Genomic DNA, 15,795 nt, shown 5'->3' on the forward strand with positions numbered 1-15,795 from the left:
TATTAGCAACTAAATGCTGCCTTGCGGCATGAAAATATCAATATAGTGCAAAAAAATATCAAAACACGTTAGTGACTCTTTGTATGTGGTCCTTGACGATACCACTTCGGAGGGGGGACGATGTTAGAAGAAAAGCAAGACCTGCGTTTTGCGCCAGCGCCCGAAAAAGATGGTCAAAAGCTGTCTGCGCAGGACATTGCCCGATATAATGCCGAAGGCTTTGTTCAGCCTTTCGATGTATTTTCGGCTAGAGAGATCGCTGACATCCGTCGCTACGTTAACCGGCTTATGACAGATCTGGGTCCCAACGGTGCTTATGGTGTGAATTGCTATCAGGCACGCCTTGCGGGTCTGTGGGACATTGCCACTGATCCCCGTATTCTTGACCATGTGCAGGATATTATCGGTCCCAACATCCTATGTTGGGCGACGGCCATTTTATCCAAGAAACCCCATGACCCGAAAATAGTGCCTTGGCATCAAGACGCGTCATTCTGGGCGCTTTCGCCTGCGCGGACGGTGACAGTATGGCTGGCCATCGACGATGCGGATCAAGAGAATGCGGCCATGTGCTTTATTCCCGGCACGCATAACCAAGGTGCGATGGACGTAAAGACGACGACAGACAAGGCAGTCTTTCACAAGGAAACCGCCAATGCAGAAGCGCTTGGCGATCCTTTCACCAATGTGCTGCAGGCAGGCCAAATATCCTTACATGCCGATATGCTAGTGCATGGATCGCAGGCCAACCGATCTGATCGCAGGCGCTGCGGATTGACTTTACGCTATTGCCCGCCAAACGTCAGGATCACCGATCCTGCGTGGGCGAGAGGGGTTGAGGCCATTCTTTGCCGTGGCAATGCTGGTGATTGGGTCACCCATCCGCGGCCTGACAATAATGATATTACGCAGACCCAAAGTCCGCATGTCGTAGGGAATAACTGAATGGACATCACATGGTTCGGTCACGCCGCATTTGGATTGACACCCGCCGAGGGGCCGAAGGTTATTACTGATCCCTACACGCCAGAAGGCGTTGGATATGTGCCCATCAAAGAGACTGCTGAGCTTGTTATCATCTCATCCGATGATGACAGCGCCCATTGCCGGGCTGACCTGATCGCCGGCGATCCAACAGTGGTAAATGCGCTGACCGTTGCGCAAGGCGGTGGGACGACAACCGCAGAAGGCGTTGAAATCACCGCGATTGAAGCCGCTGAATGGGACCACCACCCTGAACACGCGGTGCCGGGGCAGAATGGCATGTATCGTTTCACGCTGGACAACATCAAATTTGCCCATATGGGCGACGTAGGCAATCCGCTGACCGATGCGCAGCAGGCGTTCTTTGAAGACACCGACGTGCTGTTCGCGCTGGCGGGCGGCTATCTGACTTTGGAACTGCCGGACCTGATGGAAATGATCCACCGCACCCGACCCAAGCTGGTGATCCCGATGCATTTTCGCACGCTGACCTACAAACCGCGCAACACAATGTGGATCGAAAGCTTTCTCAGCCATTTCAAGGATGAAGACGTCGATTTTGCCTTTGGCGCGACGCACACACTGACAAAAGATGACCTGCCGGATCGCACCCGCGTTCTGGTCATGGACTACGTTCGGTAGACGGACAACATCATGGGCGCAAAGCCCTTTTCTGGGAGGAAAAACATGAAACTGGGAAAATTACTTTTGGCGACCTCTGCGTTTGCCATGGCGACATCCGCAGCGCTTGCGCAGGATGTATCCCGTGAAAACACGGTCATCTTTGATCTTGATCGCACCATTCAGGACCCTGAAAATTTCAACTGGATGACACCGGGTACCAAGCGGATGCATGGCGCACACCAAACGATGTGGGAGCCGCTGTTTATCCTTAACTATGGCACAGGTGATGTAGATCCATGGCTGGCGACTGGCTTTGAAAGCAATGCCGACAGCACCGAGTTCACGATTTCCCTGCGCGAAGGTGTGGAATGGTCCGATGGTGAGGCGTTTGACGCCGACGACGTGATCTTTACCACCAACATCGCGCTGACTAACGAAGAGATTTCTTCGCGTGAGGCATCAACCATCAAGGCGCAGGTCGCGTCGGTTGAAAAGGTGGATGATCTGACAGTGAAGTTCACCCTCAACACCCCCAACCCGCGCTTCATCGTTGAAAACTTTGGCGTGCGCATTTTCGGGTCGTTCCTGATCATGCCAGAGCATGTCTGGAACGGTGAAGACCCGGCGACCTTCGCCTTCAACCCACCTATCGGCACCGGCCCCTATACTTTCACTTCTGCCGCATCAAACCGTGCGATATGGGATCGTAACGATGACTGGTGGGGCGCCAAGACAGGTTTCATGGACCTGCCAGCACCTGAACGCGTGGTCTTTGTTGAAACCGGTGGCGAGGAAAGCCGCGCACAATTGATGGCCGCCAACCAGCTAGACGCGGCCCAGAACGTCACAATCGGCACGTTCGAGGCCATTCAGGCGCAGAACCCAAATGTGATCGCATGGTATGCCGATTATCCTTACGCCGCCGCCGACCCCTGCGCACGACAGCTGGAAATCAACACCACCGTCGCCCCATGGGACAATGCCAACATGCGCAAGGCGGTTGCCCATATCATTGACCGCAATCAGATCGTGAATGTCGCCTACGAAGGCACGACAGCCGCGTCGCAGACTATGTTTGCACAGTACGGGTCTATGGCACCGTTCATTGATGCAGTAGTCGAAGCCGGTTATGGCCTGCCTGCCAGCGCAGATGTTGCCGCCGGTCAGGCGTTGATCGAAGCCGAAGGTTGGGCCCGCGATGGCGATTATTATACCAAAGACGGCGAAACCCTGTCGGTGCAGATCCATGTGAACTCTGCCTCGACCGAATACACCCGCACGATTGATGTGATCGTCGAACAGCTTCAGCGCGCAGGTGTTGATGCCCGCGCCGTACCGGTTGAAAACGGTGTTTTCTGGGGGGAAGTACTGCCATTTGGTGCTTATGAGATGTCCTATAGCTGGCTGTCCTGTGGATCAGTGAACGAACCCTGGGCGTCGATGGGCCGTTATACCGTTCAGGACGTCGTGCCAGTGGGCGAACGCAGCCCCGGCTTTAACAATACCGCCCGTTGGGATGGTGCCGCGGCAGAAAGCTATAGCGCGATTATGGACGATATCGCCGGTCGCCAATTGGGTGATGACGCGATCCCCGGTCTGGTCGCCGAAGCCTATGCCCATCTGGACGCTGAGATGCCGTTCATCCCGCTTGTTCAGGCCGCCAAGCTGCTGCCCATGAACGAGACATATTGGACAGGTTGGCCCACGGCAGACAACTACTACAACCATCCGTTCTTCTGGTGGAACCACACCCACCAGATCATCCATAATCTGGAACCGGCTGGAAACTAACGACCCTCCCTGAGAGAGCGACCGGCGCCTAGCATACGAGGCGCCGGTCGCATGTAGCTGCTTAAACGCGCTGCAAAACAGCAAGGAGAGACCCCATGGGACGCATTCCGCGATCATATCTTATCAACCGGCTGACCACGCTGATCCTGACCATCCTGATCGCTGCGACGATCATCTGGATCATCCCGCGATTGTCGCCCGTTGATCCCGCTGAAATCGCCCTTGGCCGGATGGCCGCAGGAGCCGGTTCAGTCGCCAATTCGGAAGAGATTTTGGCCCAGCTGCGCGCCAATATGGGCATTGATGAGCCGTTCTTGATCCAATATTTCCGCTATATCAGCGGTGCCTTGGTTTTCGACTTTGGGCTATCGACCGCCGCCTTCCCAACGCCTGTTTCAACCCTGATTTTGAACGCCCTACCTTGGACATTAGGCCTGATGATCCTGTCGCTGATCATCACCTTCGTCATCGGCAACCTGCTGGGTGCGCTGATGGTCTGGGACCGATCGCCAAAACTGGTCCGCGTCGCGATCCCCGCGGCGATGGTTTTCACGTCAATTCCGCCGATCCTGTCAGGTCTTTTGCTGATGTGGGTCTTCGCGGCCAAGCTGCAATGGTTTCCACTCACGGGCGCATATAGCATCTTTGTTGAACCCGGTTGGAACTGGGCGTTTGTGCAGTCTGTTCTTCACCACGGATTCTTGCCGGCGCTGTCTATCGTCGTTGTCACATTCGGCTTTTGGGCCTTGGGGATGCGCGGCCTGATGATCGGTGTGCAGGGCGAAGATTACGTCAAGCTGGCCGAGGCTAAGGGCCTGCGCCCGCGTTATATTCTTTACCGTTACATGATCCGCAACGCGATCCTGCCGCAGATTACCGCCTTTGCGCTGAAGATCGGGTTACTGATTGCAGGGCAGGTACTGGTTGAACGCATCTTTGCCTATAACGGGATGGGCAAGCTGCTGTACGATGCGATCCTCAATCAGGATTTCCCGGTGATTCAAGGCGTCAGTTTTGTGATTATCCTGATCACCGCCCTCAGCGTGTTCTTGGTCGATCTGGTCTACCCGTTCATCGACCCCCGCATCCGGCACGAGGTGGCTTGATATGACATCGCAAGACAACATGCCCATGACCCGCGCCGAAAAGCGACAGGCGAAACGGATCAAGCGCTTTGATAATCCGTGGATGAACCCCAAACTGATCTGGGGTGCCGCCCTGCTGCTGGGCATTATCGCGATGGGGATCATCGGGCGGTTTGTCTGGGACCCTGATCTGGTGTTTACCGGGTCCAGTATGCTGCGCCTGCCACCCGTGGGGTTTGAAAACCTGCGCGGTCAGGCGGGCACCATGGCGAACCCGCTGGGCACAGATGGCGGCGGGCGGGACCTGCTGGCGCTGATCATCATCGGTGCGCCCAATACGCTGTTTGTCGGCTTGCTTGCGTCGCTCATCGGCATGTCCATCGGCATCTTCCTTGGCTTCTCCGCCGGTTTCCTTGGCGGGCGCACCGATGACGTGATCCGCGTTAGTGCTGACGTGATGATCACCATCCCACCTTTGCTGATCCTCGTCGTGTTTCAATCGGCTTTTGGGGATGTCTCGCTCACCATGATGGCCCTGCTGATCGCGGGTTTCGTTTGGCAATCACCCACACGCCTGATCCGCGCGCAAGTGCTGTCGATGAAGCAATCGGGATATGTTCAGATGGCCCAACTCTCTGGTGCCTCCACCAGCCACATCATGTTCCGCGAGATGATGCCAAATCTGGTACCTTATCTCTTTGGGTCCTTCATCGCGTCGGTCACGACCTCCATCGTCACGGCCGTCGGCCTCGAGGTTCTCGGCCTTGGCCCACAACGCATCCCGACGCTTGGCCGCACGATCTATGAGGCGATCAATGCAGGCGCACTGATCCAGAACCTGTGGTGGTGGTGGGGTATTCCCACGCTGTTGTTGGCGGTGATTTTCATCGGTCTTTTGCTGATTAACCTTGGCCTTGATGAGGTCTCAAACCCACGCCTGAGGAAACTGTCATGACAGATAAACCCGTCCTCACCCTCAAAGACCTGTCGATTGAGTTTCCCACGCCGCAAGGTGTTGTCCAAGCGGTCAAAGCGCTGTCGCTCGACATCCACAAGGGCCGACGCGTCGGGTTTATCGGCGAAAGCGGGTCGGGCAAAACCACGACCGCGCTGGCCGTCATGCAAATGCTGGCTGAACCGGGGCGCGTGGCCAGTGGCATGATTGATCTGGGTGGGACCAACGTCCTTGATCTGGATGAAGAGCAGATGCGCCGCGCGCGCCTTAGCCGCGTCGCCTACATCCCGCAAGGTGCGATGAATTCGCTGAACCCTGTGATGCGGGTGGAACCGCAGATGTGGGACGGGATCATCGCGCACGAGGGCAAGCTTGACCGGGCCGAATTGAAACGCCGTTCCGATGCGGCGCTGGAAAGCGTGGGCCTGCCAGTGCACACTGCTGACCTTTATCCGCATGAATTGTCAGGCGGCATGAAGCAACGTGTCTGTATCGCGATGGGAATTATTCTGAACCCCGAATTGATCATCGCGGATGAACCCACCTCGGCTTTGGACGTCGTCACACAGCGGCAGGTGATGCAGACGCTGAAGGCCATCCAGACCGAGATCGGGTCGGGCCTGATGCTGATCGGGCATGACATGGGGTTGATGGCGCAGACGGTCGATGAACTGGCCGTCCTGAAAGATGGCGAGTTGGTCGAACACGGCTCGGTGCAGCAAATTCTTGAGGCCCCAAAGCACCCCTATACGCGCGATCTGATCTCTTCTGTCCCGCTAGTTGGCGGCGAAAGCTTCCTTAACCCCGATACCCGTGCCGAAGCCCCCAAAAGGGCCAGCGCTGAACCGCTGCTCCGCTTTGAAAATGTCCGCAAGGACTATGGTGCCGTCACCGCCCTACACCCGATGTCTTTCCAGTTGCAAGGCGACACCCCGCAGATCATTTCTATTGTGGGGCAATCGGGGTCGGGCAAGTCGACCATGGGGTCGATCATGCTGGGCTTTAACCCGCCCAGCCAAGGGCGCGTGCTGTTTGAAGGACAGGATGTGGCGACAATGTCAGCGGCGCAATCGCTGGATTTCCGCAAGAACGTGCAGGCCGTGTTTCAAGACCCTTACGCCTGTTTCAACCCGTTCTACCGGGTGAACCACGCGCTGAAGTTCCCGTTCAAACAGTTTGGTATGGCCAAGTCAGATGCGCACACGCAACAGGCCATGGAAGAGGCTTGCGCGGCAGTTGGTCTTGACCCTGATCTGGTGCTGAACCGCTATCCGCATCAGTTATCCGGCGGACAACGCCAACGGCTTGTGGTGGCCCGTGCGCTGATGCTCAGCCCCAAACTGCTGATCGCGGATGAACCCGTGTCCATGGTCGATGCATCCCTGCGGGCGTCGATCCTGTCGAATATCTATGACCTCAAGGATAAATACGGCATCTCGATCCTCTATATCACGCACGACCTTGCCACAGCCTATCACGTCAGCGACTACGTCATGGTCCTGTTCAAAGGCCACGTGGTCGAAGCCGGACCACCCAAAGAGGTGATCGGCGCGCCACAGCACCCCTACACGAAACTACTGATCGACAGCATCCCTTGGCCCGATTTACACCGCAGTTGGGGTGATGGGCGGCAAGATTGGGACCCCGCAAAACTGGAGGCGGAGGCAGCGCAAGCATCCGCGGTCTATCGCGGTATGGTGCCGGGTTTTGATTTGCAAGAAGCATGAAACGCAGCTGGCCTTTTACGCCTGAAAAGATCGCAGCGCGGCTGCGCCTGATCGCGCCTTATGTACATCGGCAACGGTCAGTGCTGCCGCATTTTCGGATTTTGCCATTATCAAAGCCGATGCTGGACGCACCCATCTGCAATGATCCAACGCTCTGGGATGAAATCCCGCATGAAAGCTATTGGGGGCATGCGGATCTGAATTTTGTGATGAAATCGACGTTTCGGGTGCCTGATGGCTGGGACGCAAATCATCTTGCCTTGCACCTTCCGCTTGGCATTTTGGGGGATGTATTCAACCACCCCGAAGCGCTGGTGCATGTTGATCAAATCCCGATCGGGTCGGCGGACCGGTATCACCATACAATCCCGCTTGCCGCCGATCTGGCAGATGACGCGGCGCATGTGCTTTCATTGCACGGGTGGACCGGGCTTGCGGGCTGGCCACCCGACCTGAACTCAAAATCGAAACTGTTCATGGGTCTGCCGGCATTGGTGGAACGGGATCCGGTGCTGTTGACGTTTATGCAACTGGCACAAACGGTCTTGGATACGGCGATAACATTGGACGATGACACAGGTGTGGCACTGCTGGACATCTTGGATCAATCCGTGCGCCTGCTCGACACACGCGATCCGATTGGCGATGCGCTGTATGACAGTGTGCCCGCAGCGCTGGCCTTGCTAAGACAAGGTTTGCCTTCAGTCGGGAAACCTTTGGATGTCACCCTGCACGGCATTGGTCACGCGCACATGGATATTGCCTATCTTTGGACGATAGATCAGATCAGACTGAAGAATGCGCGCACCTATTCCAACGTCTTGCGGTTAATGCAGGACGACGCGGACTTTCGCTTTTCGCACTCACAACCGCAACTCTATGCCTATACGGAACGCGACTATCCCGCCCTTTTTGCCAAGATCAAAGAACGGGTTGCAGAAGGCCGGTGGGAAGTCATGGGCGGGATGTGGGTCGAGCCTGATTTGAACGTCACCGGTTCAGAATCGTTGATCCGCCAGTTGGTTTTGGGCCGGACCTATTTCAAAGACACCTTTGGCGATGTCGAAACGCCCGTTTTGTGGTTGCCTGATACGTTCGGCTTTCCTGCGCAAATCCCGCAACTGATGCGCTTGGCCGGTCTCGAGCTTTTTGTGACCAACAAATTGAACTGGAACCAGTTCAATCAGGTGCCATCATCGACGCATCATTGGGAAGGGCTGGATGGATCGCGCGTGTTGGCGCACGTGTTGACGACACCGCGCGACGTGCAATATCTGCCATTTCCAACCAATTATAAAAGCGACCTGTCCGGTCCCGAGGTCTTGGGCACCTACACGCGATCTACTGCACCGCAATCTGTCCGCGATCTGCCGATTTGCTTTGGCTATGGCGATGGTGGGGGCGGCCCGACCGAGGATCTGCTGGCCAAGGCGCAGGTCTATAAGGCAATGCCCGGCATGCCGCAGTTCAAATACAGCACCGTGCGCGATACATTTGAGGCGATCAAAAAGATACCTGACCTGCCTGTCTGGCAGGGTGAACATTATATGGAAGGCCACCGCGGCACCTATACCTCGCAAGGATGGATCAAACGCGCGAACCGCAAGGCCGAATGGGCCCTGCATGAGGCAGAGGCGATGGCGGCCATGGCAGGCCAGAGCCCTGACCTGACCGAAGCCTGGCAGCTACTTTGCCTTAATCAATTTCACGATATCATCACGGGCACGTCGATTGGCGCGGTATTTGAGGATGCCCGCCGCGACTTTGCCAAGATCAGGGATGTGACTGAACGGGCGGCCGTGAGTGCCGCCAAAGCGTTGGGTTGTGCGCAAGCAAGCGTGGTGAATACCGCGCCGACACGCGGCCCAAGGCTGGCCACCTTTGGCAAAGATGCTGATATTACGGGACAAAAGACGGATGACGGCACATTAGTCTACTTCGATGATCTGCCGGGTTATGCCATCGCACCGATGGCATCCGCCAACATGCCTGATGGTGATGTTATCGTGCGCAAGGATGGTGATGACTTCGTTATGGAAAACCCCTTGGTCCGCGTTGTGCTGACAGCCAGCGGGCAACTCAACAAAGTCTTTGACAAAACGCTGGATCGTGACGTCCTTGCTGATGCAACGCCCAGTAACCACCTACTCGCGTTTGAAGATCGGCCAATTTGCTGGGATGCCTGGGATATCGACCCCAGCTATGAAGACCGATGCGAACCTGTGCTGGGACACACAACAGGCAAGATTGTCGAAAACGGCCCGCTTCGCGCCACTGTTTTGTTCAAGACCGCTTGGCGCAGCAGCACAATCATTCAACGGGTGCAGTTATGCGCGCATTCCAAGCGGATTGATTTTGTTACCGATGTGGATTGGCATGAAACCCATACGCTTTTGAAGGCAGCTTTCCATACGACAGTGGTCAGCGATACTGCCGCGTTTGACACCCAATGGGGCCGTATATCGCGCAGCACGCGACGGGACACCGATTTTGACGCGGCACGTTTTGAGGTGCCGGCGCAGAAATGGGCCTGTCTGTCGGATGATGCATGTGGCGTCGCGGTGTTGAATGACTGCAAATACGGATATGATGTTCTTGAATGCCGGATAAGGATTACTTTGATCAAATCCGCAACTGCGCCAGACCCAAAGTCTGATCAGGGGGCGCATCGGTTTACTTACGCCTTACTGCCCTTTGATGCGGGGCAGCCCGAGCAGCTGAACCACGAGGCCTATGATCTCAATGCGCCTCTCAGGGTGTTGGATGCCACAACTTCGGCTAGTGCGGACACAACACCGCTGATCCTGTCAAGCGCGTCTAACGTTATCATCGAGACGGTCAAACCGTCCCTGGTTGGCAATGACCTCATCATCCGACTGTTTGAATCGACCGGCGTTGCGACTACGACGGAACTGCGCATCGAGCCGCAATGCCGTTCGGCCCATTTGGCAACGATCTTTGAAAAGACGACAACCCCTCTGATGCTTGCGGGAAACAGGGTTGCGCTAACCCTGCGACCATTCGAGATTGTCACCATCAGGCTTGAACGTGCATAAAGTGTGCATTCAAGTCGCGCGATATTTTTAGGACATTCAATGACAGATCAAGCACAGCAGATCGCGCCGCCGGGCCCCATGGATAGCGATTGGTTTTGGCTGGACCAGGCAGACCATCGGGCGTGGTTGAAGCGGCAAAGCGAAAGCCAATTGACCTTTTTTGCCGCCAGTATGCAACCTGGTCCCGGCTTTTGCCTGCTGGGCCATGATGGCACGCCGTTACCGACCAAAGAGCAGGAACTGCATACAACGACACGGCTGGTCCATTCATACAGTCTTGGTGTTTTGCAAGGTCATCAGGGTGCAAAAGATATTGTCGATCACGGTATGGCTTATCTAGCCAGCCATCACAAAGACACGGTGCATGGCGGTTATGTATGGGCGCTGACCGATGATGAGATCAGCGATGATCGCAAGCTGGCTTATGGTCATGTCTTTGTCCTGCTTGCTGCATCCAGTGCGAAAATGGCGGGTCATCCTGACGCCGATGCGCTTTTGGCCGATATCACCGGCATTTTGGACCGGCATTATTGGGAAGAAGATGCAGGCCTTTTATGCGACGAATGGAACCGCGATTGGACCCCGTTTTCCACCTATCGCGGCATGAATGCCAATATGCATGCGGTCGAGGCGATGTTGACGGCCGTTGAAGCAACAGGAGAGACAGTTTTTCTGGATCGCGCGGCCCGTATTTTGGATTTCTTTACGCGCCAAATCGCACCGAAGGAGAACTGGCGTCTGCCAGAGCATTACACACAAGATTGGCAGATCGACCGGAACTATGCTGGCAATCACATGTTCCGGCCCGCGGGCACGACGCCGGGGCATTCGTTTGAATTGGGGCGGCTGACCCTGCAACATTGGGACCTGATGGGGCGTCCAGAAACAGACGCCCCACAGGTGGCGCGCAGGCTGATTGAACAGGCGTTGCACGATGCATGGCTGCCAGAGGGTGGCTTTGCCTATACATTGAACTTTGATGGGACGGTTGCGGATGGATCCCGCTTTTGGTGGCCGGTGACCGAAGCAATCGGCGCCATCGCAACGCTGATCGCGCTGGATCGGCGCACCGAGGATGAAACCTGGTACAGACGGTTATGGCATTTCGCAAATGCGACTTTCATTGATCATGATCAAGGCGGGTGGTTCCCCGCAATCGATGAAGAGGGGGCCCCGACAAGTTCAATCTTCCTTGGAAAGCCTGACATTTACCATTCGCTGCAGGCCTGCATCTTTCCACTTTCTGGACGTCTATCAAGGATGATAGTGCCGCCAAGTTAGAGGTGCGAGATGGCCGTTATCAGCACCGCAGCTGAAGTGTGATGGCTGGATGTCTGAAAGCCCGCACTTGTTCGCCGCGCAGTTAGACCGCTGGTTTACCCATCGCGTGGTGCAAGCGTGATACTTCCTCGTGTGTCAGGCCCAGTGCGGCCGCCAACTCTGACAGAAATTTCTTTTCAGCAAACGTATCGGGGTTCCCGACCAAAAGTGCTCCGGAATAGACCTCTTTGCGCGCGTGGGCTGGTGTATCCGCCGCAATGGCATTTGGGTCGATGGGTTCTTGCATCGCGTTGCGCAGGGTCGCCTTTTCCTGCGTCGTTGCATCGTCCAGAATTTCCATCAACGTCTGCTGTTCGGCATCCGAAATAGCGCCATCCGCTCTGGCCATTTGCACCATGGCCCTTAAAACCGGCCCACTCTCAGCGTCTGTATCGAGTGTTTCTGACGACATTTCAGCTTCAACATCCGCAGCGGCCGTTTCCGTATCGGACCGATGACCAAGCGCGCTGGCCAGCGTGCCAAGCATGGAGCCGAAGGATTGATCCATAATGCTGGTGGATTCAGTGCGCTGGGTCGTGTTGGCCCCATTCAACGACCCCAGAATAGAGCTGAGAATGTCAGGTGAACCGGCTGGTTCCACATCACCACGAGAGTGGGCGGTTTGACTGCTGGTCGGCTGTGCATCGCGGTTTTGTAGCGCGTTCTTGATGCCCTCTAATCCACCTGCGGACCTGACAGCGTCCATTCCCTTTTTTGCGGCAAACGCCAAAGCGAGTTTGGTCACCATTCTTTTGATCGACATCGTCTTCTCCTTTGCGTGGGGTGTCTGCGGACACATCAGTATAGTGTTACAAAGCCCAGCAGCGATGTTGGTTCCCAATGCAAGGCGTCGAAATCGGCGACGCGGCAATGACGGTGCTGGAAATATTTGTTCGATGCGCCGCGGAACCTAAGTGTAACGAAAGCGGTTTTGTTTCTATCTAAAGTCGAATGAGCAGACCCGTTGCAACGCCTTGATGTACCCCCATTGAAAGATCCGCATGCCAGCCGAAAATTCCCCTCCACGTCCCCTGACAGTTGTGTGGTTCAAGCGTGACCTGCGTTTGCATGATCATGCGCCACTTTCCCAAGCGGCGCAGGCTGGCACCGTGCTGCCGCTTTATGTGATAGAGCCTGAATACTGGGCCTTGCCGGATGTCAGCTATCGGCAGTGGCGGTTCTGGGCTGGTGCCATTGCGGATTTGCAACAACAGATTGCGACACTGGGTGGTCAGCTTTGTCTGCGCAGCGGGGCGGTCGTGGATGTTCTGTCGCAATTGCGTGCGGATTACGGGCCTTTTGATTTAGTTGCGCATCAGGAAACCGGAAACGCGTGGACATTTGCACGCGACAATGCTGTGCGCGATTGGTGCCACCGCAACGGTGCAGATTTCACAGAACATCAGCAACATGGCATCTGGCGCGGTGCAGCACTTGACCGCAATCGCTGGGCGAAACGTTGGGACGCAATGATGGCCGCGCCGCTGACCCCCATTCCATCTGACATTGACTGGGCTCGGGTCACGTCAGACGCCTTGCCAGATGCTGCGGCTTTGGGACTGACCGATGACGGGATCGTCGCTATGCAATCACCGGGGCTTGCAGCGGCACGCGCCACTTTGGACAGTTTTTTGCATGATCGCGGCGCGCCTTATCAAAAGGCGATGTCCAGCCCTGTCAGCGGTGAAACCGCCTGCTCGCGCCTGTCCCCGCATTTGATGGCAGGAAGTATATCCATGCGCGAAGTGTATCAGGCAACCCTCGCACGGCAGTCTGCTGTCGCAGCACTGCCCAAAGCGGACCGTGGCACATGGCCAAGTGCCATGAAGTCTTTTGTCGGGCGACTGCATTGGCACTGCCATTTCATGCAAAAACTAGAAGCCGAGCCCGAAATCGAATGGTTGCCCATGGCCCGCATTTATGAGGGGCTGCGGCCCACACCGACCGACAGCAGTTTATTGTCCGCCTTTGAGGAGGGGCGCACAGGATACCCCTTTGTAGATGCTTGCATGCGTTACCTGCGCGCAACCGGTTGGATCAACTTTCGGATGCGCGCCATGCTGATGTCTTTTGCATCTTATAATCTGTGGCTGCCGTGGCAGCAGTCCGGCACCGTCCTTGCACGGCTGTTTACTGATTATGAGCCGGGTATTCACTGGCCGCAAAGCCAGATGCAGTCAGGTGAGACAGGTATTAACGCCGTGCGAATATATTCGCCGGTCAAGCAAGGCTATGATCAGGACCCGACCGGCGTATTTACACGTCAATGGGTGCCTGAGCTGGCGCATCTGACGGGGAAGGCCTTGCAGGATCCGTGGACGTTGGATGCACTACCCAAAGGTTATCCGGCGCGCATCGTCGACCATCAGCAAACCGCGCGAGAAGCGAAACAGCGTATCTATGGTCTGCGCCGTACTGCAGAGGCACGTAGCCAATCCGCCGCAATTTTTGAAAAACATGGCAGCCGCAAACCGCGTGATCTGCGCACACGGCGGAAGGTGGCACATACAGATGACTGACTGGCACCCCGATATTGCTGATAGGATTAGACCATTGAATGCCACGCCTATCGGTGCACCAGCCTCTTGCGCCTATGTATTGTGCTGGATCCAGCAAACACTGCGTTCCGATGACAACCCCTTGATTGATGCCGCAATTGACCTTGGTAACCGGCTGGGCTTGCCGGTATTGGTTTATCATGGCCTGCGCGAGGATTACCCACATGCGTCTGACCGACTGCATCATTTTATCTTGCGTGCCAGTCGCGATCTGCAGCGTGAATGTGTGCGTCGCGGATTACGCTGTGTGACGTTTGTTGATCAGGCGCAGACGCGCGAAAAAGGACTGGTTTACCGCTTGGCGGCCACCGCTGCTGCGGTCTTAACAGACGATCAGCCTGTATTTGTGGCCCGCCAGCAGGCTGATAATTTCGCCGCACGCTGCGACAGGGCCGTATTTGCGGTGGATACTGCACGGTTGGTCCCGACACGTGTTCTGCCAGCAGGCCTCAAAACCACCCCCGCATTTCGCAAGGCAAGCGGCGCCCTGCGCCCCCAATACGAGGTACACCGTAATAATTTTGTGCCAGATTGTCCTGCCTATACCGGTGATGTGTGCTTTAAAGATGCCAACCTCGCGCAGGCGTCTAATACTGCGCTGAATGATTTGATGGCGCATTGCGACATTGATCATAGCCTGCCGCCCGCGCCGGACTTTGAACCCAGCGCTGCTGCGGCCCGATCCGCACTTGATGGTTTTGTGACTGACGCATTGGCGACCTATCCATATCGTCGCAACAATGCGGCGGACAAGGCGGGTGTTTCACGCTTATCGCCATACCTGCATTTTGGCGTGCTTGGACCGCGCAAGATGACCGCCGCCGTGCGTGCCGCTGATGTAACGGCGAATGCCAAATGGAAATATCTTGATGAATTGCTGACTTGGCGCGAGTATTTTCATTATCTTGCCTATCAGGACGACAATTTTGCCAGCTTTCGGTCGCTGCCGGATGCACCACGCACATCGCTTGAGGCACATTCCAGCGATCCACGTCCCACACTTTATGCATTGACCGATCTGGTGCATGGCAACACCGGTGATGAAACATGGAACGCCGCACAGCGCCAATGGTTGGCCACCGGTTATATGCACAATAATTTGCGCATGTATTGGGGCAAGCAAATCATCAAGTGGACGCCTGACCCTGAAACAGCGTGGGATACGGCCTGTTATCTAAACGACCGGCTGGCGCTGGATGGGCGTGATCCGGCAACATATGGGAACATGAAATGGGTGTTCGGTATGGCAAAACCGGCTTGGAAAGAACAGCCGATCTATGGCTGGGTCGCGCCCAAGTCTGACCGGGCCTTGCGCAAGCGCGATGGTGTTGTGGCGTGGCTTGCGCAATCGGCAAGCCGGGACGTACCACAAATCAACGTGCCAGACGCCGTTCCGACCTATTCCCATGCCGGATGACACCAGTGAACAAACCCTGCGTCGTGCCATACTGCGCCTGACGGCAGATCGTGGTCCAAACAAAACAATCTGCCCTTCCGAAGTGGCCCGCCACGTCGCAGGCAATGATCCTGACGCGTGGCGCCCGTTGATGCCGCAGATCAAGGTGGTGGGCTCTCGATTGGCGGGGGAAGGCCACGTCGCGTTGAAACAGGGGGGGCAAACGATTGATCCTGCGGCGGTTCGCGGCGCATATCGGATCGCGATCATAAATTAAACATCCTGATCTTTGCGGGTTA

Annotated in this window: 12 protein-coding genes; 11 read left to right on the forward strand and 1 reads right to left on the reverse strand. The window is 56.1% G+C overall.

What is annotated here, in order from left to right; all coding sequences use genetic code 11:
* The first annotated feature begins 120 nt into the window (after nt 1-120).
* From RCCS2_RS11490 to RCCS2_RS11525, 8 genes are all read left to right on the forward strand, one after another.
* Nucleotides 121-945, forward strand: coding sequence for a phytanoyl-CoA dioxygenase family protein (locus RCCS2_RS11490; protein WP_008234378.1), 825 nt, complete (start codon nt 121-123; stop codon nt 943-945).
* Nucleotides 946-1,626 (forward strand): MBL fold metallo-hydrolase, encoded by a 681-nt coding sequence (locus RCCS2_RS11495; RefSeq protein WP_008234379.1) that lies wholly within the window; start codon nt 946-948, stop codon nt 1,624-1,626. It abuts the gene before it with no gap.
* A gap of 45 nt (nt 1,627-1,671) precedes the next feature.
* Nucleotides 1,672-3,399 carry an ABC transporter substrate-binding protein gene (locus RCCS2_RS11500; protein ID WP_008234382.1) on the forward strand — a complete coding sequence of 576 codons (1,728 nt, stop codon included), beginning with the start codon at nt 1,672-1,674 and terminating at the stop codon, nt 3,397-3,399.
* 95 nt (nt 3,400-3,494) lie between these two features.
* Entirely contained in the window at nt 3,495-4,505 is a 1,011-nt protein-coding gene (locus RCCS2_RS11505) for an ABC transporter permease (protein WP_008234384.1), read from the forward strand.
* Between the two features lies 1 nt (nt 4,506).
* Complete coding sequence (locus tag RCCS2_RS11510; protein WP_008234386.1) at nt 4,507-5,439, forward strand: ABC transporter permease; 933 nt, start codon at nt 4,507-4,509, stop codon at nt 5,437-5,439.
* Nucleotides 5,436-7,166, forward strand: a complete 1,731-nt coding sequence (locus RCCS2_RS11515; protein WP_008234389.1) for an ABC transporter ATP-binding protein — start codon at nt 5,436-5,438, stop codon at nt 7,164-7,166. The genes RCCS2_RS11510 and RCCS2_RS11515 overlap by 4 nt, the downstream gene beginning before the upstream one ends.
* Entirely contained in the window at nt 7,163-10,222 is a 3,060-nt protein-coding gene (locus tag RCCS2_RS11520; RefSeq protein WP_008234390.1) for an alpha-mannosidase, read from the forward strand. Before RCCS2_RS11515 ends, RCCS2_RS11520 begins: the two co-directional genes overlap by 4 nt.
* Nucleotides 10,223-10,261: 39 nt before the next feature.
* Entirely contained in the window at nt 10,262-11,503 is a 1,242-nt protein-coding gene (locus RCCS2_RS11525; protein WP_008234391.1) for an AGE family epimerase/isomerase, read from the forward strand.
* A gap of 82 nt (nt 11,504-11,585) precedes the next feature.
* Here the strand turns inward: RCCS2_RS11525 and RCCS2_RS11530 are convergent, their stop codons facing one another.
* Nucleotides 11,586-12,305 carry a tellurite resistance TerB family protein gene (locus RCCS2_RS11530; RefSeq protein ID WP_037294070.1) on the reverse strand — a complete coding sequence of 240 codons (720 nt, stop codon included), beginning with the start codon at nt 12,303-12,305 and terminating at the stop codon, nt 11,586-11,588.
* Nucleotides 12,306-12,543: 238 nt separating this feature from the next.
* Here RCCS2_RS11530 and RCCS2_RS11535 point away from each other — a divergent pair, with 238 nt between their 5' ends.
* From RCCS2_RS11535 to RCCS2_RS11545, 3 genes are read left to right on the forward strand one after another with little or no spacing between them, the layout of a single operon-like run.
* Nucleotides 12,544-14,061: an FAD-binding domain-containing protein gene (locus RCCS2_RS11535; RefSeq protein ID WP_008234393.1), complete on the forward strand. Its 1,518-nt coding sequence runs from the start codon at nt 12,544-12,546 to the stop codon at nt 14,059-14,061.
* Nucleotides 14,054-15,517 (forward strand): deoxyribodipyrimidine photo-lyase, encoded by a 1,464-nt coding sequence (locus RCCS2_RS11540; RefSeq protein WP_008234394.1) that lies wholly within the window; start codon nt 14,054-14,056, stop codon nt 15,515-15,517. The genes RCCS2_RS11535 and RCCS2_RS11540 overlap by 8 nt, the downstream gene beginning before the upstream one ends.
* Nucleotides 15,507-15,773: a DUF3253 domain-containing protein gene (locus tag RCCS2_RS11545; RefSeq protein WP_008234395.1), complete on the forward strand. Its 267-nt coding sequence runs from the start codon at nt 15,507-15,509 to the stop codon at nt 15,771-15,773. Before RCCS2_RS11540 ends, RCCS2_RS11545 begins: the two co-directional genes overlap by 11 nt.
* Nucleotides 15,774-15,795 lie beyond the last annotated feature (22 nt).

It is taken from the genome of Roseobacter sp. CCS2 (assembly GCF_000169435.1).
Lineage (GTDB): Bacteria > Pseudomonadota > Alphaproteobacteria > Rhodobacterales > Rhodobacteraceae > Yoonia.